Raw genomic sequence first — 23,629 nt, 5'->3', positions numbered from 1 at the left:
CGGACATCAGCCGCCGTCGAGCGCGGCGAGGCGGTCGGCTTCCGCGATGTCCTCGACGGTGTTGGCATTGAAGAACGGATCGAGCGGCTCGGTCGGCCACTCGACCGTTGCGAGTGGATAGCGTGCGGTCCAGCGGTCGATCTTGCGCACGTCCTCGACGACCAGCGCTTGGCGCAATTCGTTCCGCAGGCGCACGCTCCAGAGGCCGATCACCGGATGCGTCTGCCCGCCGGATGAAGCGACCGCGAGCTCGGCATTCTGCGCTCGACGCGCTTCTTCGAGGCGCGTGACGAGGTCGCGCGGCAGAAACGGACAGTCGCCCGCGGCGCTCAGCACCCATTTCGCATCCGGCCGATGGGCCGCAACCCAGTCGAGCGCGGCCAGGATGCCGGCGAGGGGGCCGGGATAGTCGGCGACATCGTCGGCGACGACCGGAAGGCCGAACGCGGCGAAGCGCGCCGGGTCGCCATTGGCGTTGATGATCAGCCCGCTGCATTGCGGAGCGAGACGGTCGATCACCCGCTGCAGAATGGTGCGGCCCGCGATCTTGCGCATCGGCTTGTCGCCGCCGCCCATCCGGCGCGCGAGGCCGCCGGCGAGCAGCACGCCCGGGATGTTAGTCCCCGGAATGTCAGTCATGGTCGGTCTCGCCCTTGCGCTTGTGACGCATCGATTCCTCTTCGACATAGTCGAGGTTCTGGTCGTAGACGATCCGCTCCTCGCCCGACAGCGCGATGAAGCGCTTGCCGCGGGCGCGCCCGACCAGCGTCAGGCCGACCTGCCGCGCCAGATCGACGCCCCACGCCGTGAATCCGGAGCGCGAGACCAGGATCGGGATCCCCATCCGCACCGTCTTGATCACCATCTCCGAGGTCAGCCGCCCTGTGGTGTAGAGAATCTTGTCGGCCGGATCGACGTTGTGGCGATAGATCCAGCCCGCGATCTTGTCGACGGCATTATGCCGGCCGACGTCCTCGGTGTAGCACACCGGCGTCGCCTCCTTGCACAGCACGCAGCCGTGAATCGCGCCGGCTTCCAGATAGAGCGAGGGCATCGTGTTGATGGTGTGCGTCATCCGGTAGAGCCAGGAGGTCCGCAATTCGGCCTTCGGCAGCGCCACCTTCTCGACGGCTTCGAGGAGGTCGCCGAACGCCGTGCCCTGGGCGCAGCCCGAGGTCTGCGTGCGCTTCTTCAGCTTGGCCTCGAAATTGGTGTGGTGCGCGGTGCGCACCACGACGACCTCGAGATCGTCGTCATATTCGACCTCGGTGACGACGTCGTCGTATTTGAGCATGTTCTGGTTCAACAGGTAGCCGAGCGCGAGGTATTCGGGATAGTCGTTGATCGTCATCATCGTGACGATCTCCTGCGCGTTGAGGTACAGCGTCAGCGGCCGCTCGACCGGTACCTTGATCTCGGTCCGCACGCCGGTCTGATCGACGCCGACCACGCGCTCCGTCAGGCGCGGATCGTCCGGATCAGGAACAATGACGGGAGCTGTGGTTTTCTCGGGCACTACTTGACGTCCAGATGGGTTCACATGGCAACGCAGCTAGGGATATAAGCACGTTCGGAGACTGACTGGCGACTCTCCGCCGCGTCGCGGGAACTGCCATCGATCGGTCCGGCTTTGAGGATAACGCCGCAGTTCGCGATCCGGGTCGAACAAATCTTGTCGATGGCCGAGGACCGAGGGAGATCATGGCGCAGCTTTCGGACGACTGCTTTGCATTCGGCGGACCGATGATGTCGGTCGACGAAGCCGTCGCGATCATCGCCGCGCGGGTCAAGCCTGTCGGCGAGACCGAAACCGTTGCCCTGGTGGATGCGGATGGACGCATCCTGGCCAGCGACATTGTCGCGCCGCTTGCGCTGCCGCCGTTCAAGAATTCCGCCGTCGACGGCTACGCGGTATCCGGCGCGGAGCTGCCGGCGAGCGGCGAGCGCGCGTTCCCCGTTGCCGGACGGGTGCAGGCGGGCGCGTCGGCGCAGCCGGCGCAGCCCGGTCAGGCGGTGCGGATCTTCACCGGCGCGCCGATGCCCGATGGCACCGACACCGTGTTCATGCAGGAAGACGTGCGGATCGACGATGCGGGAAACGTGATCCTGCCGTCCGGCCTGAAGGTCGGCGCCAATGTGCGCCCGAGCGGCGAGGACATTCCGCGCGGCCACGTCGCGCTGGCATCGGGACGGCGGCTGCGCCCGCAGGATATCGCGGTCGCCGCCGCCTTCGGGCTCATTACGCTCGATGTGGTGCGTCGGCTTCGCGTCGGGGTGTTCTCGACCGGCGACGAACTGGCCGCGCCCGGCAGCGCGCGCACCGAAGCGCAACTGTTCGATTCCAACCGCTTCATGCTGATGGCGATGCTGCGGCGGCTCGGTTGCGAGGTCGGCGATCTCGGCATCCTGCGCGACGAGCGGGCCGAGCTCGCCGCGGCGCTCAAGCAGGTCGCGCGGCGCTACGACCTGATCTTGACCACCGGCGGGGTCTCGACCGGCGAAGAGGACCACGTCAGGGCCGGCATCGAGCAGGCGGGCTCGCTGGTGCTGTGGCGGATGGCAATCAAGCCCGGCCGCCCGGTGGCGATGGGAATCATCGACGGCACCCCGCTGATCGGCTTGCCCGGCAATCCGGTGGCGAGCTTCGTCACCTTCGTCCATGTCGTGCGGCCGACCGTGCTGGCGCTGTCGGGCGCTGCGCCGTCCCCCTTGCTGCCGATGCCGGTGCGGGCCGCCTTTAGCTACAAGAAGAAGAGTGGGCGGCGCGAATATGTCCGGGTCTCGCTGCGACGGGCGGCGGACGGTACGCTGGAAGCGACCAAGTTTCCTCGCGAAGGAGCTGGCCTGCTGTCGTCGCTGATCGAGACCGATGGATTGGTCGAACTCGGCGAGTCGGTGGTGCGGGTTGAACCGGGCGATGTCGTCGGCTTTCTCGGCTACGCCGACCTGCTTTGAGAGCTGAAACGCGGTCGAGACCGTGCAGCGCGACGAGCGCGTGATAGCAAAATCAGATCGCCCGATAGGCAAACATTAACAATGGCCTACGCGGCAACCCGACGCTGCTAGAGGCGTTCTAAAATTGCTTGCCTCTGGCATACCAGAGAATAGAGTTCGTCGAAGCAGCGCAATTCGCGCAAAGCGTGGTTCCCAAGGCGAGGCTTTATGAGTGGAGACGACGTTCACAAGGTTCGTGCGTTCGAGCATCCCGGACAGGGCAGGAAGCGAGCGAAGGCCACGCCCAAGGGACGCCAGGTCGACCCAGTGGCCGCCCATGAGATCGAGACGCTGCTCGCCGATCGTCCGCGGCAGCGCGACCTTCTGATCGAGTATCTGCATCTGATCCAGGACAAATACCATCAGATCTCGGCGGCGCATCTTGCCGCGCTCGCCGACGAGATGAAGCTGTCATTCGCCGAAGTGTTCGAGACCGCGACCTTCTACGCGCATTTCGACATCGTGAAGGAAGGCGAGCCGAACATTGCGCCGCTCACCGTGCGCGTCTGCGATTCGCTGACCTGCGCGATGCTCGGCGGCGAGCAGCTGTTGAAGGATCTCCAGAACCGCGCCGGCCCCGGCATCCGCGTGGTGAGGGCGCCGTGCGTCGGCCGCTGCGACACCGCGCCGGCTGCTGAGGTCGGCCACAACTTCGTCGATCATGCGACCGTCACCGATGTGCTGGCGGCGGCGAACAACGGCGACACCCATGTGCACCTTCCGCCCTATGTCGACTACGACGCCTATGTCGCCGGCGGCGGCTACCGGCTGCTGGCGCGCCTGCGCTCGGGCGAACTGCCGCGCGAAGATTTGCTGAAGGCGCTCGACGATGCGTCGCTGCGCGGCCTCGGCGGCGCCGGATTTCCGACCGGCCGCAAGTGGCGCGCCGTGCTCGGCGAGCCCGGTCCGCGCTTGATGGCGGTGAACGGCGACGAAGGCGAGCCCGGTACGTTCAAGGACCGCTATTATCTCGAGACCGATCCGCATCGCTTCCTCGAGGGCATGCTGATCGGCGCCCACGTGGTCGAGGCGCCCGAAGTCTACATCTATATCCGCGACGAGTACCCGGCCTGCCGCGAGATCCTCGCCCGCGAGATCGCGAAGCTCCCACCGGGTGGTCCGACGCTCCATCTGCGGCGCGGCGCCGGCGCCTATATCTGCGGCGAGGAATCCTCGCTGCTGGAATCGATCGAGGGCAAGCGCGGCCTGCCGCGGCACAAGCCGCCATATCCGTTCCAGGTCGGGCTGTTCGGCCTGCCGACGCTGATCAACAACATCGAGACGTTGTGGTGGGTGCGCGACATCGTCGAGAAGGGCGCCGACTGGTGGAAGAGCCACGGCCGCAACGAGCGCCACGGCCTGCGCAGCTTCTCGGTGTCGGGACGCGTCAAGGATCCTGGCGTCAAGCTCGCTCCCGCCGGCATCACGCTCCGCGAGTTGATCGACGAGTTCTGCGGCGGCATGGCCGATGGCCATACCTTGCAGGCCTATCTGCCGGGCGGTGCATCCGGCGGCATCCTGCCAGCGTCGATGGACGACATCCCGCTCGATTTCGGCACGCTGGAGAAATATGGCTGCTTCATCGGCTCCGCCGCCGTGGTCGTGCTCTCGCAGGTCGATGACGTCAGGGACGCCGCGCTAAACCTGATGAAGTTCTTCGAGGACGAGAGCTGCGGGCAATGCACGCCGTGCCGCGCCGGAACCGAGAAGGCGGCGCTGTTGATGCAGCAGCCGGTCTGGAACAAGGAACTGCTCGACCAATTGAGTCAGGCGATGCGCGATGCGTCGATCTGTGGCCTCGGTCAGGCGGCCTCCAATCCGCTGACCTCCGTGATCAAATATTTTCCGGACGGCTTTCGTCCGCAGCAAGCCGCCGAGTAGGCGAGGCCGAGCAGACATATTTCGACGAGGATTTGAATGAGCAACAATCAGAACTCAGGCCTGACGATTCAGTTCGAGCTCGACGGCCAGCAGGTCGAGGCGCGGGCCGGCGAGACGATCTGGCAGGTCGCCAAGCGCCAGGGCACCGAGATTCCGCATCTGTGCTATTCGCCCGCGCCGGACTACAGGCCGGACGGCAATTGCCGTGCCTGCATGGTCGAAATCGAAGGCGAGCGCGTGCTGGCGGCGTCCTGCAAGCGGACGCCGACGGTCGGCATGAAGGTGAAGTCGGCCAGCCAGCGCGCCGTCGCGGCGCAGAAGATGGTGATGGAGCTGCTGGTGGCGGACCAGCCGGCGCGCGAGACCTCGCATGATCCGGACTCGAAATTCTGGCACTGGGCCGAGAAGACCGGCGTGACCGAAAGCCGCTTTCCCGCGACCGAGCGCTGGCACGCCGACACCAGCCATCCGGCGATGCGCGTCAATCTCGACGCCTGCATCCAGTGCGGCCTCTGCGTGCGGGCGTGCCGCGAGGTGCAGGTCAACGACGTCATCGGCATGGCTTATCGCAATCACGACTCGAAAATCGTGTTCGACTTCGACGATCCGATGGGCGAATCGACCTGCGTCGCCTGCGGCGAGTGCGTGCAGGCCTGTCCGACCGGCGCGCTGATGCCGGCTGTCATGCTCGACGACAAGCAGACCCGCGTCACCTATCCGGACAAGAAAGTGGATTCGCTGTGCCCGTATTGCGGCGTCGGCTGCCAGGTCACCTATCAGGTCAAGGACGAGAAGGTGATCTACGCGGAAGGCCGTGATGGTCCCGCCAATCACAACCGGCTCTGCGTCAAGGGCCGCTTCGGCTTCGACTACATCCATCACCCCAATCGCCTGACCAAGCCGCTGGTGCGGCTGCCCGGCGTCAAGAAGGATGCCAACGACCAGGTCGATCCGGCCAATCCCTACACCCATTTCCGCGAGGCGACATGGGAGGAGGCGCTCGACCTTGCTGCTGCGGGCTTGCGCAAGATCCGCGACGAGAAGGGCGCCAAGGCGCTGGCCGGCTTCGGCTCGGCCAAGGGCTCGAACGAGGAAGCCTATCTGTTCCAGAAGCTGGTGCGCACCGGCTTCGGCTCCAACAATGTCGATCACTGCACGCGGCTGTGTCACGCCTCGTCGGTGGCGGCGCTGTTCGAGGGATTGAGCTCCGGCGCGGTGTCGGCGCCGTTCGCGGCCGCGGCCGACGCCGAAGTGATCTGGGTGATCGGCGCCAATCCGACCGTCAACCATCCGGTCGCCGCCACCTACATCAAGAACGCCGCCAAGCGCGGCGCCAAGCTCTATGTGATGGACCCGCGCCGGCAGACGCTGTCGCGCCACGCCACCAAGCACCTGCAATTCAAGCCGGGCAGCGACGTCGCGATGCTGAACGCGATGATCCACACGATCATCACCGAAGGCCTGACCGACGAGCAGTACATCGCCGGCTATACCGAGGGCTATGACGAGCTGAAGGCGAAGATCCAGGAGTTCACGCCGGAGCGCATGTCCGAGATCTGCGGCATTCCCGCGGAGACGCTGCGCGAGGTCGCGCGCGCCTATGCCCGCGCCAAATCGTCGATCATCTTCTGGGGCATGGGCATCAGCCAGCACGTCCACGGCACCGACAATGCGCGCTGCCTGATCGCACTGGCCCTGATCACCGGCCAGGTCGGCCGCCCCGGCACCGGGCTGCATCCGCTGCGCGGGCAGAACAATGTGCAGGGCGCCTCCGATGCTGGCCTGATCCCGATGTTCCTTCCGGACTACCAGCCGGTCGGCCGCGACGACATGCGCGGCGCCTTCGAAAAGCTGTGGGGGCAGGAGCTCGATCCGGTGCGCGGGCTGACCGTGGTCGAGATCATGAACGCGATCCACGCCGGCGAAATCCACGGCATGTATGTCGAGGGCGAGAATCCCGCGATGTCCGATCCCGACCTGCAGCACGCGCGCGAAGCGCTGGCCAAGCTCGATCATCTCGTCGTGCAGGATCTGTTCGTCACCGAGACCGCGTTCCACGCCGACGTCATCCTGCCGGCCTCGGCGTTCGCCGAAAAGTCCGGCTCCTTCACCAACACCGACCGCCGCGTGCAGCTGGCGCGCGAGGTGATCAAGCCGCCGGGCGATGCGCGGCAGGATCTCTGGATCATCCAGGAGATCGGCAAGCGGATGGGACTGCCCTGGAATTATGCGGGGCCGGGCGAGGTCTTCACCGAGATGGCCGAATTGATGCCGTCGCTGAAGAACATCAGCTGGGAGCGCCTGGTGCGCGAGGGCGCGGTGACCTATCCGGTTGACGATCCCGACAAGCCCGGCAACGAGATCATCTTCACCACCGGCTTCCCGACCGAAAGTGGCCGCGGCAAGATCGTGCCGGCCAAGGTGATCCCGCCGGACGAACTGCCCGACGACGAGTACCCGATGGTGCTGTCGACCGGCCGCGTGCTCGAACATTGGCACACCGGCTCGATGACGCGCCGTGCCCAGGTGCTCGACCAGATCGAGCCCGAAGCGGTCGCCTTCATGACCCCGAAGGACATGCGCAAGAAGGGGCTCGCGCCCGGCGACTTCATCCGTCTCGAGACGCGCCGCGGCGCGGTCGAGGTCAAGGTGCGCGCCGACCGCGACGTGCCCGAGAACATGGTCTTCATGCCGTTCTGCTACGCGGAGGCGGCGGCCAACCTGTTGACCAACCCGGCGCTCGATCCGTTCGGCAAGATTCCGGAGTTCAAGTTCTGCGCGGTCCGCGCCGAGAAGATCGATATCCGTACCGCGGCGGAATAGCGGTCCGCGGACGAAGCGTTGAGGACGAGCCGGCCGCGCCGGCTACTCGCTCGCCCGACACGGCACCGCAAGCACCGTCGATCGACGTCCGCTCAGAGCATAAGAGCGGGCGTCGCTGCGGTGGGCCCATGTTGCCCTTTGCCCCAAAGCGGCGGGTTTGAGAGTCCGGAAGTTGCCAATTCTACGAGAACTCGCGTATGCATGACGTGCAGGATCGCAGTGTGAGAAATTCAAATGACGATGGAGCTGAGGGGCGCGAGAGGCGAGGGATTTGCGACAATTGCCGCTGATGGTCGCGTGCTGGATTCCTGGTTTCTTCGACTCCACCTGGTCGCTGAGGCCGACAAGACGGCAACGGTGCGGCTGGCAAGCGACGAGATCACCAGATGGTTGGGAGAGTCGGCGGACGGATATGCACGACACGACGACGTTCGCAATGTCGACATCGTTCCAATCCGTACAGAAATTGGCTCCCTTGCATCTGCGCCGACTGACGTGCACGACGCGTATCTTCGACTCCATCTGCTGAGCCACCGGCTCGTCCAGCCGAATTGCCTGAACCTCGAGGGAGTTTTCGGTCTCTTACCTAACGTTGCCTGGACGACCCTCGGTCCCTGTGAGTGCTCTCGTGTATCGGACGCGCGAATGGAAGCACGAAAGCGTGGCCTCGCGTTCGAGGTGACAGGCGTGGATAAGTTTCCGCGCATGACCGATTATGTGACGCCAGCGGACGTGAGAATTGCAGATGCGGATCGCGTAAGGCTCGGAGCCCACTTGGCTCCGGGCACGACCGTCATGCATGAAGGCTTTTGCAATTTTAACGCGGGTACGCTCGGTCCCTGCATGGTCGAAGGCCGGATCAGCGCCGGCGTCGTGGTGGGAAGCGGCAGCGACGTTGGCGGCGGAGCCTCGATCATGGGCACTCTGTCCGGAGGAGGGAAAGAGAGGATTACAGTTGGCGAGCGCTGCCTGATCGGAGCCAATGCCGGTATCGGCATTTCATTGGGTGACGATTGTATCGTCGAAGCGGGCTGTTACGTCACGGCAGGCGCGCGCATCCTTTTGGAAGATGGCCGAGTGCTGAAAGCCAAAGAACTCTCGGGCCAGAAGGGCCTTCTTTTTCGTCGGAATTCCCAGAGCGGTGCTCTTGAGGCAACCAGACGCACGCCAAATTGGGACGGCCTCAACGCGCAACTTCACGGCTAAAGCATGATCCGGAAAAGTGCGAAGCGGTTTTCCGAAAAGATCATGCTCAAACAAAGAGCTAAGGCGCGATGACGATTCAACCTAATCTCATCGCGCTCTAGTCCCCGTCCGTCAGGGGACGATCGCCACTCGGAATGCGATCTGTTTGGCGTGATCGCTGTTCACCACCAGTATGGCCACCGCCACCCCTCATAGAGGCGCCACAACGACACCACGGGCGGGCCGTATGGATCGACCCGGTCGTCTTCAGGGCGATAACGATATCGTGGAACAATATAATAATCCCACGGAGTTGGCCTTATTACGGGCGTCGGGATAATAACCCTCCTTGGTTCATGAACGACTTGTGCCTTCCGCGCCCGGGCTTCAGCACCGGACGTCCCGAGGTTGCACAGCACGAGGGCCGCTCCGAGAGCGCACGCGACGGTCATTATCTTCATGCATCGGCCTCCTTGCCTGAGAGTGCAAAAGGACTCAAAGCAAGGCAAGCTAATTCGCTCTCGGCTGGCTTGAATGACCGCCTAAGGCACGTAGCTGACCTTTGCTCAGAAGGCTGCAATGCCCGCTTTCGGGAACGAAGCCGTCCAAGCGGCCACCGTGGCTCGGCCGCTGCCTTGCTGCACCCGCAGCAACCCATCCGAACGATCGGCCCGTGACCGGGATATGCTCGGACGCGTTTCATCGCGCGGAAGCCGGGGCGCGCACCCATGATCGATATGAGTACGCGCCCCGGTTCGGCTCTAACTCGACAGGGTCTCAGTAGTCCCAGAACACCGGCACCCAACGGAAGGCGTCACCCTCGACCGCGACATGTCCGACGGACGGGAACGGCATATGCGTGGCCACCAGCAGTTCGCGGTTCGCCGCCAGCTCCCGCAACAGACTGATCCGGGCGCGGGCTGCTTCCTCGGGGTCGTGCTCGAAGCCGTTGTGCCACTCGGGGTGCTCGAAGCCGACCGCGAACACGAGGTCACCGGCAAATGTCAGCCGGTCGCCGCCGGACGCCAGACGAACCACGCTGTGGCCGGGGGTATGGCCACCGCTGCGACGGACGACCACTCCGGGCGCCACCTCGTGCTCCTCGTCGAACAGCCGCAGCTGGCTCTGGTACTCTTTCCTGAACCGCTTGGCGGTCGCACGAAGCGCGTCCGGGAATCCCGGCGGCATCGAGACGCGGGAGAAATCGGGCGCCTCCCAGAACTTGACCTCGGCAGCCGCCACATGGATCCGAAGGTCCGGACGCAGCCGCTCCTTCACGCCCTCGACGAGCAGCCCGCCCACGTGGTCCATGTGCATGTGGGTCAGCACCACGTCGGTCACGGACCCAAGATCGATACCGGCGGCCTCCAGTCGCTTGACCGTCTGTCCGGCCTTCGGCAGGTGCAGGTCCGGGTCCGACCCCAGCCCGGCGTCGACGAGGATGGTTTTCCCGCCGCTTCGCACCACGACCACGTTCAGCGCCCAGTCGAACGCGTCCGGCGGCAGGAACATGTCGTCCAGCCAGGCCGCGCGGACGGCCGGCTCGGCATTGTGGGCCAGCATCTTGGTCGGCAGCGGCAGCACCCCGTCGCTGACCACCAGCACGTCGATCTCGCCGATCTTCAGCGCGTAGCGCGATGGCACCAACTCGTTTGGCCCCGGCTGACCGGCGTGCGAGGCATTGTCGCGGTTCATGCTTGTCTCCTGAGTATTGCGGATCATCTGGTTCATCGTTGAAAACTCCTGCGTTCGATCCTGATGTTCGATCCCGGCGGGCCGCACCTTGTTTCCGCCCGTGGATTGGACATGGTGATGATCTAGCGGATCAGGTGTGGCGCTGCCCCAGAGCGGTTGCCGTCGCTGTAGAGCGATTGCTGCCAACGCATGCGCGCCGCCGCACGCGAGCGCCGGGGACGAAACGGGAGGCAGCAGGCCATCGCCATGCCCCCAGCCACATGCGACACTTCGGATTGGCGAAACCGGTTCAACCCAGGACTAATATTTCCTCGTCGAGACCCCGGAATACGAACGTTCGGAGCAATTGATGGCCAAGCATCGGATCTATGCAACGAGCTTCGCAAGCGTCTACCCGCTCTATGTCGCGAAAGCGGAGAAGAAGGGACGCACCAAGGCGGAGGTTGATCAGGTGATCTCCTGGTTGACCGGCTACGGTCCGAAGGAGCTGCAAGCTCAGTTGGAAAAACAAACCGACTTCGAAACGTTCTTCGCAAAGGCGCCTGAAATGAATCCTTCGCGGGCCTTGATCAAGGGCGTGGTGTGCGGTGTCAGGGTTGAGGAAATCAAAGAGCCGACCATGCGGGAAATTCGCTACCTGGATAAACTGATCGATGAGCTGGCGCGTGGAAAGGCCATGGATAAAATCCTGCGGAAGGAATGACGCCTGATCGACCGGATCCTGTCCGCCCGGCGAGACGACACTGGACTCTGATGCGTCGCCCGCAATGACGAAAGGACCGGTGAGGGCCGCTACCACTGAGTTGCCCGACGGCGCAAGCCTCCGCAGCAAAATATTTCGCTTTATCAGAAGCGCGGCTCGGTGTATGGTTTGTCCGTCTCACCCGATAGAGGGGCGCTTCGCGGTCGTCACGAACGTGGGTCGAGATGCGGTGGACGCCGATTGCGCAACTGACGAGTGCGCATGAAGCGGACGGTGAAGTCGTGTGGTCCTGACGCCCTAGCGGCAGGTGTCTCGTCGCAAAATGCGAATGCGCTTTGCGAAGGCGGTGACAAACAAGCCCAGTCTCGCCGGGGAGAGCACGAAATAAGCCGTAGCCCATCGCGCAGGGAAAGCCGGGTTGTTTCCGGTTACACCTGTGGTCCTACCCCCGAGCTTTCTACCCATTGCTCGGGGCCCATGGGTGCGATCGGCACCCGGCTTTCCCTGCGCCCTCTGCAAGCAAGAGGGCGAGACGAAGAGCAAAGCTCGGACGATTCATGTCGCGAGAATGCAAAGCTATGAGCACTGACAGCGCAACACACTCAGCGTCGTCCCGGCGAAGGCCGGGACCCATAACCACAAATGGGAATTGTCTTGCGCGATGTCGGAACCACGAGTCCCATTCACAACACCCGCTGCGGAGTATGGGTCCCGGCCTTCGCCGGGACGACAGCGGAGGACGCACCCCCCCTCGGCACAAGCACGGGCGTCTCTGGAAAACCGGATCACCCGCATGCGCATGCGCGGGTGATGACACCGCGCTGTTTGACAGCTTGAATCGAGAACCATCCCCACCGTCGTCCTGGCGAAGGCCAGGACCCATTACCCCAAATCTCAATCATTGCGCGACGCTGGGGCCCCAATCCCTCTTACAATCACATGCGGTGGTTATGGGTCCTGGCCGTCGCCAGGACGACGATGAGTCCCGCCCGAAAGATCCGCCGCGCCATACGGTTCCTGTTTTCGCAGCGACGACAGCTGGCAAGAAACGCGCAGCATTCGCGCCCGGCGAACCCGCCATTGCCAAACCTCGCATTGACCTCATTGCCGTGGCCGGGCACAGCGTGCGGGCGGTGTCATTGAACGGTCGCAAGAGCCGAAAGGGATACCGTCGCATCGAATTTTGCAGTGCAGCAATAGCGCAATTAGCCCCTGCTAAAGGGGCAATGGCAATGCTCGTTGCTTGTCTGTAATGGTGCGCACAGATCTCTCGGGGCCGGTGTTCGTGCTCCGCAATTACGCGGGAGGAAACATGCGTAAACTCATTTTGGCTGCGGCTTCGATCGCAGCCTTGACCTTTGTCGGGCCGGCGTCGGCGCAGTCACCGATCGTTCTCAAGTTCAGCCACGTAGTGGCCACCAACACGCCGAAGGGGCAGGCGGCCGAGAAGTTCAAGGAACTTGCCGATAAGTACACCGGCGGCAAGGTGAAGGTCGAGGTCTATCCGAACTCGCAGCTCTACAAGGACAAGGAAGAGCTCGAGGCGCTGCAGCTCGGCGCGGTGCAGATGCTGGCGCCGTCAAACTCGAAGTTCGGCCCGATCGGCGTGAAGGAATTCGAGGTCTTCGATCTGCCCTACATCCTGCCCGACCTGAAGACGCTGCGGAAGGTCACCGACGGTCCGCTTGGCGCCCAGCTGCTCAAGAAGCTGGATTCCAAGGGCATGACCGGTCTCGCCTATTGGGACAACGGCTTCAAGCAGATGAGCGCGAACAAGAAGCTGGTCGCGCCCTCTGACTACAAGGGCCTTAAGTTCCGCATTCAGTCGTCCAAGGTGCTGGAAGCCCAGTTCCGCTCACTCGGCGCGATTCCGCAGGTCATGGCGTTCTCGGAAGTCTATCAGGCGCTGCAGACCGGCGTGGTCGACGGCCAGGAGAACACCTGGTCGAACATCTACACCCAGAAAATGCATGAGGTGCAGAAGTACATCACCGAGACCAACCACGGCTATATCGGCTACGTCGTGGTCGTGAACAAGAAATTCTGGGATGGACTGCCGGCCGATATTCGCGAGCAGCTCGACAAGGCGATGAAGGAAGCCACCGCTTACGGCAACAGTCAGTCGGCCAAGGAGAACGAGGACGCGCTGGCCGAGATCAAGAAGAGCGGCAAGAGCGAGATCGTCAAGCTGACGCCGGAACAGGACGAGGCGATGCGCAAGGCGATGCTGCCGGTCTACAAGGACGTGGCCTCACGCGTCGGTCAGCCTCTGATCGACGAGTTTCTCAAAGAAACGGGCCGCGGCCCGATGAACTGAGCGGAGGTCAGAAACCGCAAATGAGATGGAGCCAGCGGCCGGAGCGGCCGCTGGAAGGGGGCACGGCGCGGCGCATCCGCCCGGCCGTGAGGGGAGATTGATGCTGCTGCGTATTCTTGACCGGCTCGAAGAGATACTGATCGCGACATTGATGGCGGCGGCGACCTTGCTGATCTTCCTCGCCGTCATGCATCGCTACCTGATCGGCATCCCGTTCCTTTATCCGATCCTGTTCCCGATCAACCTGTCCTGGGCGCAGGAGCTTTGCATCTACATGTTCGTGTGGGTCGCCAAGTTCGGCGCAGCCTACGGCGTGCGAACCGGCATCCATGTCGGCGTCGACGTCGTGGTCAACCAGCTTAGATCGCCGTGGAAGAACGCAGTCGTCCTGTTCGGTCTGTTCTGCGGCGCGTTCTTCACGGCGGTGATCGGCACCATGGGCGCCAAGTTCGTGTGGGGGCTGATGCATACCGACCAGGTTTCGCCCGATCTCGAGATCCCGAGCTGGATCGTCTATCTCTGCATTCCGCTCGGCTCCTATTTGATGTGCTTCCGCTTTCTGCAAGTCGCGTACGCCTATTTCCGCACCGGCGAGCTGCCGCATCACGACCATGCCCATGTCGAGGGCGTTGAGGTCGATGCGCCAGGTGCTGGCGTCGCGGAGGTGACGCGATGACCAGCCTCATCATCTTCGGTCTCCTGATCGCGCTGATGCTGACCGGCATGCCGATCTCGATCGCGCTCGGCCTCACCGTGCTCACCTTCATCTACACGATGACCAATGTGCCGACCGAGTCGGTGGCGCTGAAGCTGTTCACCGGGATCGACAATTTCGAGATCATGGCGATCCCGTTCTTCATCCTCGCGGGCAATTTCCTGACCCATGGCGGGGTGGCGCGGCGAATGATCAATTTCGCCACCTCCATGGTCGGACACTGGTATGGCGGGCTGGGACTTGCCGGCGTAATGGCCTGCGCGCTGTTTGCCGCGGTGTCGGGATCCTCGCCCGCGACCGTCATCGCGATCGGCTCGATCATGATGCCGGCGATGGTGAAGCAGGGATTTCCCAAGCGCTTCGGCGCCGGCGTGATTACCACGTCGGGCGCGCTCGGCATCCTGATTCCGCCGTCGATCGTGATGGTGATCTATTGCGTCGCCACTGGCGGCAGTATCGCGCTCGATCCCGCCGGCCATCGGGTGTCGTCGGCGTCGGTTGGACAGATGTTCATCGCCGGCGTGATACCCGGCCTGATGCTGGCGACGCTGCTCGGGTTTACCACGTTCTACCGCGCCTGGCGCAACGACTATCCGCGGCTGCCGAAGGCGAGCTGGGCGGAGCGGGTCACTGCTTTCCGCAAATGCATGTGGGGATTGCTGCTGATCCTGATCGTGCTCGGCGGCATCTATACCGGCATGTTCACGCCGACCGAGGCGGCTGCGGTCAGCGCAGTCTATGCGTTCGTCATTGCCGTGTTCGTCTACCGCGACATGTCGCTGAAGGACGTGCCGAAGGTGCTGCTCGGCTCGGCCAACATGAGTGCGATGATCCTCTACATCATCACCAATGCAGTGCTGTTCTCGTTCCTGATGGCGAACGAGAATATCCCGCAGCAGATCGCGACCTGGATCACCTCGGTCGGTGTCGACTGGATCGTCTTCCTGCTGATCGTCAACGTGCTGCTCTTGATCGCCGGCAATGTGATGGAGGCGTCCTCGATCGTGCTGATCATGGCGCCGATCCTGTTCCCGGTGGCGGTCAAGCTCGGTATCCATCCGGTGCATCTCGGCATTCTGATGGTGGTCAACATGGAGGTCGGCATGTGCCATCCGCCGGTCGGCCTCAATCTCTACGTCGCATCCGGCATTGCCAAGATGGGGATCACCGAACTGACAATCGCAGTGTGGCCGTGGCTGCTGACGATGCTGATCTTCCTCGGCGTCGTCACCTACGTGCCGGAGATCTCGCTGTGGCTGCCGCGCTTGCTCGGAATGATCTAGCGCAAACAACAGACATCCAAGGCGCGACCTCGCGCCTTGGATGTTTCTGCAATGCAATGAAAGCGGATTACATCTTGGTAACAGAGCTCTCTCTGTCCAATCCGTAAGTTGAAGGCGCGGGCGGGCGGCATCATCTTCGAGCAACCTTCAAAGGAGGTTCGTATGAAGAAAGTTCTGCTCGCCGGCATCGCGGCGCTCACGATTGCCGGTTCGACCGCGGTCTATGCCCAGCATCGTCCCTGGTTCCACGGCCATATGCGGATGAGCCCCGAGGATCGGGCCGCCTTCCTCGACGCGCGGATCGCCGCCGTCCACGCCGGGCTGAAGCTCAACGCCGATCAGGAGAAGCTGTGGCCGCCGGTCGAGGCGGCGGTGCGCGACTTCGCCAAGATGCGGCTCGATCGCGCCAATGCGCGGATGGCCGCCGAGAAGACCGATGCGGACAAGTCGCAGAAGCCGGATGATCCGGTCGCCCGCCTGCGCGAGCGGGCCGGCAACATGGCGGCGACGGCGACGTCGCTGACGAAGATCGCCGATGCCGCCGACCCGCTCTACAAGACGCTCGACGACAACCAGAAGCGGCGGCTGAGCATGCTGACCCATATGGAAGGGCGCGGCTTCGGCGCCGAAGGCTGGCGCCGCCACCGCCTCGAGCGCGGCATGGATCGCTGGGAGCGCGGCGGCCGCGGCTTCGATCACGACCGTTTCGACCGCGACGACGGCCCTGATCAGGAGCGCTCCGGCCGGCTCTGAGCGCCGTCCGCCGGCACCTTCGCCAAGCCTATGAAAGGCCGCCGGATTCCGGCGGCCTTTCGGTTGTCAGAAAGTCGGGAAAACTTGCTTGAGCTTGCTGGACATCGGGGAATCGCTTTGCTAAACGACCGCTCTCTTGCGAGGGTCATTTCCGGACAAGTTCCGGGCGCATAGCTCAGTTGGTAGAGCAGCTGACTCTTAATCAGCGGGTCCCAGGTTCGAGCCCTGGTGCGCCCACCACTGGAAAATCCTTATTTTCCAAGCCCTTCGCGGAGAAGCCGCCGAGAACAAAATGGGTCTCGTGCGACGTTTTTCGTGGCCGAACGTCGCACGGCGTGCGACGAGTCTGCGATGTTCTCCTGAACCACTGCAGCTAACCCGAAACAGCACCGCGCTGCAGCGCCTCGGCACGGCGATTGTCAGAATGGCGGGTGTTATCAACTATGCCAAGTATCACAGACAGGACCGCGCCGAGTTTACCGAACCGAGATTCGGCCTTTCGGCGATCAGCCCTTCATCCCTTCTTTGCGCACCTGCAACTCGAGCCGGTCGATGCCGGCATCGGCACGATTGGCATTGCGGGCACGGTAATGCTTCACAATGGTCTGCGCGCTTCGGTACGAGTGCCCAGTGATGTCGCAGATCGTCAGCAGGTCGCAGCCGGCACGATCGAGTAACATGACGCAGGTATCGCGTAGGTCCTGGTCATGCTTTTGGTCGAGCTCGCCGGCACCGTTGATGAACATGAGCGATGGGCATGGCTTCAAAAACCACGCCGTGTCATCGCTATTGCTGTCGCGCGTTGCCTGAGCATCCAACCATTCCGCCAGCACTCGGGCGCGCTGATCAACCGCGCGTGCGCGCTGCGCCTTGCTCGCGTCATCAAGCGGGAAAGGTGCGAATAGTCCTTCGACGATTCTGGTCAGTTCGCTGGTCAGTCGCTCCGAACGAACGATCGCTTGGCGCACGGTATCGCGTGCAAGGAAGCCGAATACTGCAACCGCGCGCGCCGTCGACACCCAATGGCGGTAGGTGCTCTCGTCATATGGCTCGCCATTGTCCTCGTTGACGACGAGTTCGGGCGGCACCGCATCAAGTTGAAGCCGAAGCTTGAGCGCCTTCACCCGCGCCCGCGCCGCATTTAGCCGTGTAGTAAGCTGGGGAGCCTCCTTGATATCGACGAGCTCGCCAGTCTTGCTCTGCCGGAAGGCGTGTCGTCCTTCGACGTCGCTTTCGTTGCGCATGATCAGCCGATCTGTCTGACGTTGCCCCGTGAATAATGCGAGATAAAAGCTGTCGCCGATCGAAGAGCGTTCGATTGCATCGGCCGCGCCAACCCAAGCGGAGAACTCCGGCATCGTGACGAGTACTATCCGGCCGTCCGGATGATCGAACTCCATGCCCTCCCGAGGATTGGATCCAAGGCGCCAAAGGATGCTTTCCTGGCCCCAGGTGAACGCGGACGAGAGCGTCGCGATCATCGCTAGCGCCATGTGATGTCCCCGCGCCGATTTTGCGTAGTTATAAAACGCACGCAGCTCCGGCTTGCCGATTGACGATGGCGTGGCGGTGGCAATCGCCTCGAGTTCACGCGCGGGCTCGGCTAAGCCGAGCAGCTTAGCGGCGCGGATCTCGGCACGCATTTTCGCAGCGGCATCGCGCGTCTGCGGCCGGTACAAGATGGCAGAGATCGATTTGCGATAGGATGATTGCGAGGCCGCCGACAGCGCTTTGAACTCGGCCGATTTGCTCCAGTCATCCAGAAGGTCCTCGACCGTGGTACGCTTCCGAACCGTAACCTTTTTCGGAAGCTTGCCAGCGCGCCGCGCCGCTTCGATTTCTGCTCTTCGCTTGTCAGAAAAATCGGAGGCCTCCTGAAGATTGAACCACGCGCCGACCGGGCGGCCCTTTTCATCTTGGGGCGGATGGCGCAGGTCGGTATCGATAAAGCCGAGTGCCCTGGCGTAAGCGCCATGCGACGAGCGCGGCCGGCCGTCGCGCCACTTGACATAGGGAAATTTCGGATCGGCCATAGAAAGCCTCGGTGCCGAAGTGGGGGAAGACACCCATTGGAATCAGCACCATCTTGAATGTCAAGCGCCATGATCTCCATAGGCCATTCTCAACCGCTCGCGATGTTCTTGGTCGCTTGCCGCCGGCGGTGGCATGAATGCTTCATTGGCGATCGTCTTCGGGCGCATGGGATGATGGCGTGTCAACCAGGCATCGAAGCCAGTACGTTCCCATTTAAGGGAACCGCGTTCGCTAATCGGTGCTGGCAAGCCATCGCGCTCGTGCCGAATTTGGCGTGTGCGATAGAATGCGTCCAATGAAACGCCTATCGCGAATGCAACCTCTATCGAGGAATAGGGTGCAATCATCCCTCCTGAACTCTTTGGCATCTCGCAACACCGCATCGCTTCGTGCTCCTTTCACCGATGTCGGAGGTACATGGGAGCAGGCGAAAACAAAGGTGAATAGGGCCGCGCCGCTCATAGAAGGTTCGGCTAGTGTGGAGCACAAATGGGATGGAAGAGGCATCCTGGCCCGCTTCTATAAGAGCTTGCAAGCAGACCGTTATGAGCCAGACTATCGATCGCCTTCGTTGATTTTGCTGCAGTTTCGTTGGAGTTCAATCGCGTTCGTCGCGTTTCGCTCACGCTGATTCTGGTGCGAAACTGGTGGGGTGGAATCTTGACTTTCGTCTGTGGAACAGGAGGTCGGTGGTTCGAGCCCACCCAACTGTACCAAAGAAATCAATAGCTTACTGAGCTTCTACCGCGAAGCCGACGACCGCCAGCTACCATAAAGCTACCGTGGCGATGGAAACGCGTTTCTGATTCTAAAAGCAGTCATTCGTAATGACGAGGTCATCAATTCGAGTGCCGTTTGCGACAGTCACTCGACCCGATGAAATTGCTCCCGAATCCTTGCGCTGTTCGCGGTGTGATAACGTGGGATTGCAGGTCAGTCCCGGCGACCGGCGGCAAGCGAATCCCTACGCGGCCGAATCGGCTGGGCTGATCGCGGCTGCGTGTCAAGTCAGCCTCTCCCGGTTCGCAACGCGCTATCGATAGCGAGCCAAAGACGTTCATGGAAAAAAACCAGGCGAAAGCATCGTGAGTTTCTTCGAGCGCTTAAAGACAGAAGCATCCGCAGAATGGCGGGCCTACACAGAGCACCCCTTCACGAACGGATTGGCAGACGGCTCGCTCCCCGAAGCGGCATTTCGTCACTACCTTGTTCAGGACTACCTGTTCCTCATCGAGTTTGCTCGCGCCTACGCGCTCTCGGTCTACAAGTCACCTAAACTCGCCGACATGCGTGAAGCAGCGGCCGGCCTTTCAGCCATCCTTGATGTCGAGATGAACCTGCATGTGAAGCTTTGTGCTGGTTGGGGGCTGTCCCTGAGTGATCTTGAACAAACCCCTCCGGCGGTCGAAATGCTGGCCTATACCCGCTACGTGCTCGACGCAGGAATGCGCGGCGATCTGCTGGCTCTCAAGGTGGTGCTTGCTCCCTGTGTGATCGGGTACGCGGAGATCGCAACGCGGCTCGCCTCGCGATCCAATGCGGACGCTGCGACGAACTCCTACCGCGTTTGGATCGCCGAGTACGCCGGCGCGCCGTACCAGGAGATCGCGTCAAGAGCGCGGGCGCACATGGAACATCTTGCCGATCTCTACGCCACGCCGGCTCGCGAGGCAGAGCTGATTGCGATCTTCAAGGAAGCCACTCGACTCGAGGCAGACTTCTGGGAGATGGGCTGGCGCGCGGGACAGCGTGTTGCACAACCCTCTTCGCAATCATCAACCTCAATAACCTGAAGGTCTTAGTTCAAATCCCATCCCCGCAACCAACGCTTCCCTAGACCCTAGGGGTTCAGCCGCCCTCTCGGAAATCCTGAGCAGGGCGGCGAGTTGGCCGTAAATGTCGATCTGCACGGGTTGGTACCGGCCCCGTGGATGAACGACGACTTTCTCGACAATCTCCCGAATAGCCTCATGGGCAGCTAGGCGGCTGTCCTCGTCTGACTCTGCCAAGGCCTGCTTCAGGTCCCGTATCTTGTCGCGGTAGGCGTTCGCCGCGTTGGGGTGGAATTCCACTGCGGGCGGGACGACGTCGGCGATGGCTGCCTCGATCTCGTCGCGCTCAGCTTCGAGAGCGGCCAGGCGTTCGCGGAGGGCGCGGCTGGGGGCTTCGCCCAGCAGCGCATCCACCGCTTTTGAGATTGCGCCGTTGATGTTGCCCAACCGCTTTTCGAGGTCGCGGCGCCGGTGGGCCGTGGAGCTGTGCAGCTCGCGGGCCATCCGGTGATATTCACGCACGTATTCGGCAACCAGTTCAGGCGCCGCAAGGTTCTCTTCGATCCCCTTCAACACCAGTGCCTCGATCGCCTCGCGCGCCAACGGTGCGCCGGTTCTCGCACAGGCCGGTCTCCTTCATGCGGGTACAGAGCAGGAGCGGCCCGCGCTTGTCGCCGCCGGCGTTGGTGTTGTCACCATAAACAACCCTGGCTGAGCCGGCGAAGTTGCACGAGATGGCCGGCATGTTGTTGTAACAGCTGCCATTCAGACAGAGGGGACCATTAACGGCGACACCGCCGGTGAAATACCCTCCCCACCCGCCGCCGCCGGTAGAGGCGTCGCCGCGGATGCCAACTCCGCCCGCTGTGCCGCCGCCATTGCCGTAGACCCCATAGCCGTTGCCGGAGGCGCTACCATACACGCCATTGACTCCGGAAAAAACACCGCCCCAGCCGTTGGCGCTGCCACCATAGATGCCGGGGCTGTTGGCGCTGCCACCGTAGACGCCGTAGCCGTTGGTGCTCGTGACGTGGTTCAGCAGGTTTTGAGAGCAGCCGCTCGCCATCTGCAGGGCCTTAGCCTTTCGTCCTCTTCAAGGAAATTGTTGAGCAGGTTACAGCTCGGCTTTATTTGCGCCCGGCTACAACCTAGAGTCACGGGCATTCAAGGGGGCATGAATGCTGACGAAGTTTATTTCCATCAAGAATATCGGGCGGTTTCGCAATTCCGCTGGCTCCCCGAACCCGCAATTGTTCAAGCATACGTTCATTTCGGGCGCCAACGGGTTCGGCAAGAGCACGCTTTGTGCCGTCCTGCGCTCCCTTCACACCGGGCAGCCCGATCAACTCATCGGCCGAAAATCGCTCGGGATCACGGAGGCCAGCAAGGTCGAACTTCTGTTTGATACCGGGGTCATCCGGTTCGATGGGGGGCGCTGGAGCGAAGCCAAACCCTCCTTCAGCATCTTTGATGGCGTCTTTGTCGCAGAGAACGTTCACGCCGGTGAAGTCGTTGATGTCGCCCAGAAGCGCAACCTCTACCGGATCATCGTAGGAAGCGCCGGGGTCGGGCTGGCCGAACGCGACTCCGAACTTGCCGCGGACAGTCGCGCCAGGACCACCGAGATTTCTGCTTCAACGAGGAGCCTGCAGCCTCATCTCGGCACGGGAATGTCGCTTGAGACGTTCCTGCATTTGCAGGCTCAAGCGGACATCGACGCGGAGATTGACAGGCAGGAAGTCGAAGTGGCAGCCCTCACCCATATCGACACGATCCTTGAGCGCCCGGAACTGTCGACATTCGATCTTCACACGATCCCGTCGGGCATACGGGAAACGCTGCGGCGAACGCTTGAAGGAATTGCCGATGATGCGGAGCGGATGATCGAAAAGCACTTCGCCTCGCACAACATGAAGAATGGTGGCGGCAATTGGGTGTCGACCGGCTTGAATTTCGCCAATGATGACTGTCCCTTCTGCGGGCAGGGCATTGCGGGGCTACCGCTCGTAAAAGCGTTCCGCGCCGTTTTCAGCGACGAATACGCTCGGCTGCACAACGACGTTTCGGCTCTGCGCGAGGGTACTGCGTCGGATTTCGGGGAAGGCTTCATCGCGACCCAGGCTGCAAAGGCGGCACGCAACAGTTCCGGCGGCGAATTCTGGAAGGAATACGTTTCGTTTGACTGGGACGGCCTCAAGCTGCCGCCGGCATTCGAGGACGCGGTCCGAAACCTTCGCCAAGAGCTGCTTGACCTGCTTGATCGCAAGGCGCGCGCTCCCTTGGAGGTGGTTGACGCCCCGCCGACTTGCGAAGCTGCCGTGGAGGCCTATCGCAAGGTTTTCGAGGACCTGGCTGAACTTAATGCAAAGATCGCGCGGGCGAATGCCGCGATCGTCGCCAAGAAGCAGGAGCTCGGCACGGCTGATCTCGAAGGGGCCAAGCAGCGTCTAAGTCATCTTCAGGCCGTGAAGGCCCGCCATACGCCGACCGTTTCGACACTGTGCGACGAACACAACAGGTTGGTGACGGAAAAGGCAGCCATTGATGAAGAACGAGGTGCGATCCGGGCTGAACTCAACGAACATACAAGAACTGTCGTTGCGCCTTACCAGAACCGCATCAACGAGCTTCTCGACCTGTTCAACGCCGGATTCAGGATCGCGCAAACCACCCATAGCTATCCAAGCGGGATAGCTAGCACGTCGTATCAGCTCGTCATCAACGGTACTCCCGTTGATGTTGGTGGCAGCCGCACCCCGGAAACGCAGCCGAGCTTCAAGAATACCCTGAGTGCCGGGGACAAGATGACCCTGGCTCTCTCGTTCTTCCTGGCCGGTCTGGAGCAGGATGCCGACCTGGCTAACAAGATCGTCGTCTTCGATGATCCCTTTACCAGCCAGGACGTGTACCGGCGCCGGCAGACAGGCCATGAAATCATGCGGGTGGCGCGCGCCTGCAAGCAGCTGATTGTCCTTTCGCACGATCCCACCTTTCTCAAGCAGCTCTGGGCGAGGGCGCCCTCGTCCGAACGCATCTGCTTCATGCTGTCGGATCACCGGGCGCTCGGAACGAAGCTGGCGGAGGTCGACATAGAGAGGGCATGCCAGGGCCGAACTCTCACCGATACCGACGACCTGCGCAGCTTCGTGTCGAACGGATCGGGCAATCTACTGGATATAGTGCGCAAAATGCGGGTGGTGCTGGAGGCTTATTGCCGGACCACGTTCCCCAGCTCTTTTCAGGATAATGACTGGCTGGGCGACATGGTGCGCAAGATACGGGAGGGCGGCGCAACCCACCCGGCTGCGGCACTTTATGACGAGCTCGACCAGATCAATGGTTATTCGGCGGAGTATCACCACGGCGAAGATAACAGCGACACCACGCCCGATCAGATCGACGACACCGAACTCAAGGGTTATGTGCGGCGGACGCTGAGGGTCATCAATGCGCTTGAAGCGTAGGGGTGCCCTC

The 23,629-nt window shown here is 62.4% G+C and carries 18 protein-coding genes and 1 tRNA gene; 12 read left to right on the top strand and 7 right to left on the bottom strand.

Features of this window, described 5'->3' with window-relative positions; genetic code table 11:
- Window positions 1–6: 6 nt before the first annotated feature.
- Both mobA and ACVWY5_RS25695 read right to left on the bottom strand, forming a co-directional pair.
- Window positions 7–639: a molybdenum cofactor guanylyltransferase MobA gene (gene mobA, locus ACVWY5_RS25700; protein WP_028332432.1), complete on the bottom strand. Its 633-nt coding sequence runs from the start codon at window positions 637–639 to the stop codon at window positions 7–9.
- Window positions 632–1,516, bottom strand: coding sequence for a formate dehydrogenase accessory sulfurtransferase FdhD (locus ACVWY5_RS25695; RefSeq protein ID WP_028332431.1), 885 nt, complete (start codon window positions 1,514–1,516; stop codon window positions 632–634). The genes mobA and ACVWY5_RS25695 overlap by 8 nt, the downstream gene beginning before the upstream one ends.
- 185 nt (window positions 1,517–1,701) lie before the next feature.
- Here ACVWY5_RS25695 and ACVWY5_RS25690 point away from each other — a divergent pair, with 185 nt between their 5' ends.
- The 4 genes from ACVWY5_RS25690 (at window position 1,702) to dapD (ending at window position 8,904) form a co-directional block, all read left to right on the top strand.
- A complete protein-coding gene (locus ACVWY5_RS25690; protein ID WP_028332430.1) occupies window positions 1,702–2,955 on the top strand; it encodes a molybdopterin molybdotransferase MoeA in 1,254 nt (417 codons plus the stop codon).
- A 207-nt stretch (window positions 2,956–3,162) separates the two neighbouring features.
- A complete protein-coding gene (locus tag ACVWY5_RS25685; protein ID WP_028332429.1) occupies window positions 3,163–4,875 on the top strand; it encodes an NAD(P)H-dependent oxidoreductase subunit E in 1,713 nt (570 codons plus the stop codon).
- A 36-nt stretch (window positions 4,876–4,911) separates the two neighbouring features.
- Entirely contained in the window at window positions 4,912–7,698 is a 2,787-nt protein-coding gene (gene fdhF / locus ACVWY5_RS25680) for a formate dehydrogenase subunit alpha (protein WP_456671711.1), read from the top strand.
- Window positions 7,699–7,932: 234 nt separating this feature from the next.
- Window positions 7,933–8,904 (top strand): 2,3,4,5-tetrahydropyridine-2,6-dicarboxylate N-succinyltransferase, encoded by a 972-nt coding sequence (gene dapD, locus ACVWY5_RS25675; RefSeq protein WP_028332427.1) that lies wholly within the window; start codon window positions 7,933–7,935, stop codon window positions 8,902–8,904.
- Window positions 8,905–9,660: 756 nt separating this feature from the next.
- Here the strand turns inward: dapD and ACVWY5_RS25670 are convergent.
- Entirely contained in the window at window positions 9,661–10,614 is a 954-nt protein-coding gene (locus ACVWY5_RS25670; protein WP_028332426.1) for an MBL fold metallo-hydrolase, read from the bottom strand.
- Window positions 10,615–10,927: 313 nt separating this feature from the next.
- Between ACVWY5_RS25670 and ACVWY5_RS25665 the strand changes: the two genes are divergently transcribed.
- The 6 genes from ACVWY5_RS25665 to ACVWY5_RS25640 all read left to right on the top strand — a co-directional run bounded on the left by ACVWY5_RS25665 (window position 10,928) and on the right by ACVWY5_RS25640 (window position 16,589).
- On the top strand, window positions 10,928–11,281 hold the full coding sequence (locus tag ACVWY5_RS25665; protein ID WP_028332425.1) for a DUF2200 domain-containing protein: 354 nt from the start codon (window positions 10,928–10,930) through the stop codon (window positions 11,279–11,281).
- A gap of 1,312 nt (window positions 11,282–12,593) precedes the next feature.
- A complete protein-coding gene (locus ACVWY5_RS25660) occupies window positions 12,594–13,598 on the top strand; it encodes a TRAP transporter substrate-binding protein (RefSeq protein WP_028332424.1) in 1,005 nt (334 codons plus the stop codon).
- A 100-nt stretch (window positions 13,599–13,698) separates the two neighbouring features.
- Complete coding sequence (locus ACVWY5_RS25655; protein WP_028332423.1) at window positions 13,699–14,274, top strand: TRAP transporter small permease; 576 nt, start codon at window positions 13,699–13,701, stop codon at window positions 14,272–14,274.
- Window positions 14,271–15,596 (top strand): TRAP transporter large permease, encoded by a 1,326-nt coding sequence (locus tag ACVWY5_RS25650; protein ID WP_028332422.1) that lies wholly within the window; start codon window positions 14,271–14,273, stop codon window positions 15,594–15,596. The genes ACVWY5_RS25655 and ACVWY5_RS25650 overlap by 4 nt, the downstream gene beginning before the upstream one ends.
- Before the next feature lie 162 nt (window positions 15,597–15,758).
- Window positions 15,759–16,349, top strand: a complete 591-nt coding sequence (locus ACVWY5_RS25645) for a Spy/CpxP family protein refolding chaperone (RefSeq protein WP_028332421.1) — start codon at window positions 15,759–15,761, stop codon at window positions 16,347–16,349.
- Between the two features lie 164 nt (window positions 16,350–16,513).
- Window positions 16,514–16,589, top strand: a tRNA-Lys gene (locus ACVWY5_RS25640).
- A 266-nt stretch (window positions 16,590–16,855) separates the two neighbouring features.
- Here the strand turns inward: ACVWY5_RS25640 and ACVWY5_RS25635 are convergent.
- Both ACVWY5_RS25635 and ACVWY5_RS25630 read right to left on the bottom strand, forming a co-directional pair.
- Window positions 16,856–18,382: a site-specific integrase gene (locus tag ACVWY5_RS25635; protein WP_028332420.1), complete on the bottom strand. Its 1,527-nt coding sequence runs from the start codon at window positions 18,380–18,382 to the stop codon at window positions 16,856–16,858.
- Between the two features lie 60 nt (window positions 18,383–18,442).
- On the bottom strand, window positions 18,443–18,730 hold the full coding sequence (locus ACVWY5_RS25630) for a hypothetical protein (protein WP_321176613.1): 288 nt from the start codon (window positions 18,728–18,730) through the stop codon (window positions 18,443–18,445).
- A 738-nt stretch (window positions 18,731–19,468) separates the two neighbouring features.
- Here ACVWY5_RS25630 and tenA point away from each other — a divergent pair.
- Window positions 19,469–20,176: a thiaminase II gene (tenA, locus tag ACVWY5_RS25625; RefSeq protein ID WP_028332419.1), complete on the top strand. Its 708-nt coding sequence runs from the start codon at window positions 19,469–19,471 to the stop codon at window positions 20,174–20,176.
- Here tenA and ACVWY5_RS25620 read toward each other — a convergent pair.
- A complete protein-coding gene (locus ACVWY5_RS25620; protein WP_321176614.1) occupies window positions 20,165–20,728 on the bottom strand; it encodes a hypothetical protein in 564 nt (187 codons plus the stop codon). The two genes, tenA and ACVWY5_RS25620, sit on opposite strands and share 12 nt — an antisense overlap.
- A complete protein-coding gene (locus ACVWY5_RS25615) occupies window positions 20,694–21,221 on the bottom strand; it encodes a hypothetical protein (RefSeq protein WP_321176615.1) in 528 nt (175 codons plus the stop codon). Before ACVWY5_RS25615 ends, ACVWY5_RS25620 begins: the two co-directional genes overlap by 35 nt.
- 112 nt (window positions 21,222–21,333) lie before the next feature.
- Between ACVWY5_RS25615 and ACVWY5_RS25610 the strand changes: the two genes are divergently transcribed.
- On the top strand, window positions 21,334–23,619 hold the full coding sequence (locus ACVWY5_RS25610; RefSeq protein WP_028332418.1) for an AAA family ATPase: 2,286 nt from the start codon (window positions 21,334–21,336) through the stop codon (window positions 23,617–23,619).
- Window positions 23,620–23,629 lie beyond the last annotated feature (10 nt).

Source organism: Bradyrhizobium sp. USDA 3256 (genome assembly GCF_054058275.1).
The sequence above is the reverse complement of the archived record's forward strand: the minus strand, read 5'-3'. Positions and strand labels throughout refer to the sequence as shown.

Coding starts and splice junctions, on each gene's coding strand:
- ACVWY5_RS25670 (WP_028332426.1), bottom strand. CDS start 10,614: ATGAACCAGATGATCCGCAATACTCAGGAGACAAGCATGAACCGCGAC.
- dapD (WP_028332427.1), top strand. CDS start 7,933: ATGACGATGGAGCTGAGGGGCGCGAGAGGCGAGGGATTTGCGACAATT.
- ACVWY5_RS25635 (WP_028332420.1), bottom strand. CDS start 18,382: ATGGCCGATCCGAAATTTCCCTATGTCAAGTGGCGCGACGGCCGGCCG.
- ACVWY5_RS25650 (WP_028332422.1), top strand. CDS start 14,271: ATGACCAGCCTCATCATCTTCGGTCTCCTGATCGCGCTGATGCTGACC.
- ACVWY5_RS25630 (WP_321176613.1), bottom strand. CDS start 18,730: ATGATTGCACCCTATTCCTCGATAGAGGTTGCATTCGCGATAGGCGTT.
- ACVWY5_RS25665 (WP_028332425.1), top strand. CDS start 10,928: ATGGCCAAGCATCGGATCTATGCAACGAGCTTCGCAAGCGTCTACCCG.
- mobA (WP_028332432.1), bottom strand. CDS start 639: ATGACTGACATTCCGGGGACTAACATCCCGGGCGTGCTGCTCGCCGGC.
- ACVWY5_RS25685 (WP_028332429.1), top strand. CDS start 3,163: ATGAGTGGAGACGACGTTCACAAGGTTCGTGCGTTCGAGCATCCCGGA.
- ACVWY5_RS25660 (WP_028332424.1), top strand. CDS start 12,594: ATGCGTAAACTCATTTTGGCTGCGGCTTCGATCGCAGCCTTGACCTTT.
- ACVWY5_RS25615 (WP_321176615.1), bottom strand. CDS start 21,221: ATGGCGAGCGGCTGCTCTCAAAACCTGCTGAACCACGTCACGAGCACC.
- ACVWY5_RS25645 (WP_028332421.1), top strand. CDS start 15,759: ATGAAGAAAGTTCTGCTCGCCGGCATCGCGGCGCTCACGATTGCCGGT.
- ACVWY5_RS25690 (WP_028332430.1), top strand. CDS start 1,702: ATGGCGCAGCTTTCGGACGACTGCTTTGCATTCGGCGGACCGATGATG.
- ACVWY5_RS25655 (WP_028332423.1), top strand. CDS start 13,699: ATGCTGCTGCGTATTCTTGACCGGCTCGAAGAGATACTGATCGCGACA.
- fdhF (WP_456671711.1), top strand. CDS start 4,912: ATGAGCAACAATCAGAACTCAGGCCTGACGATTCAGTTCGAGCTCGAC.
- ACVWY5_RS25610 (WP_028332418.1), top strand. CDS start 21,334: ATGCTGACGAAGTTTATTTCCATCAAGAATATCGGGCGGTTTCGCAAT.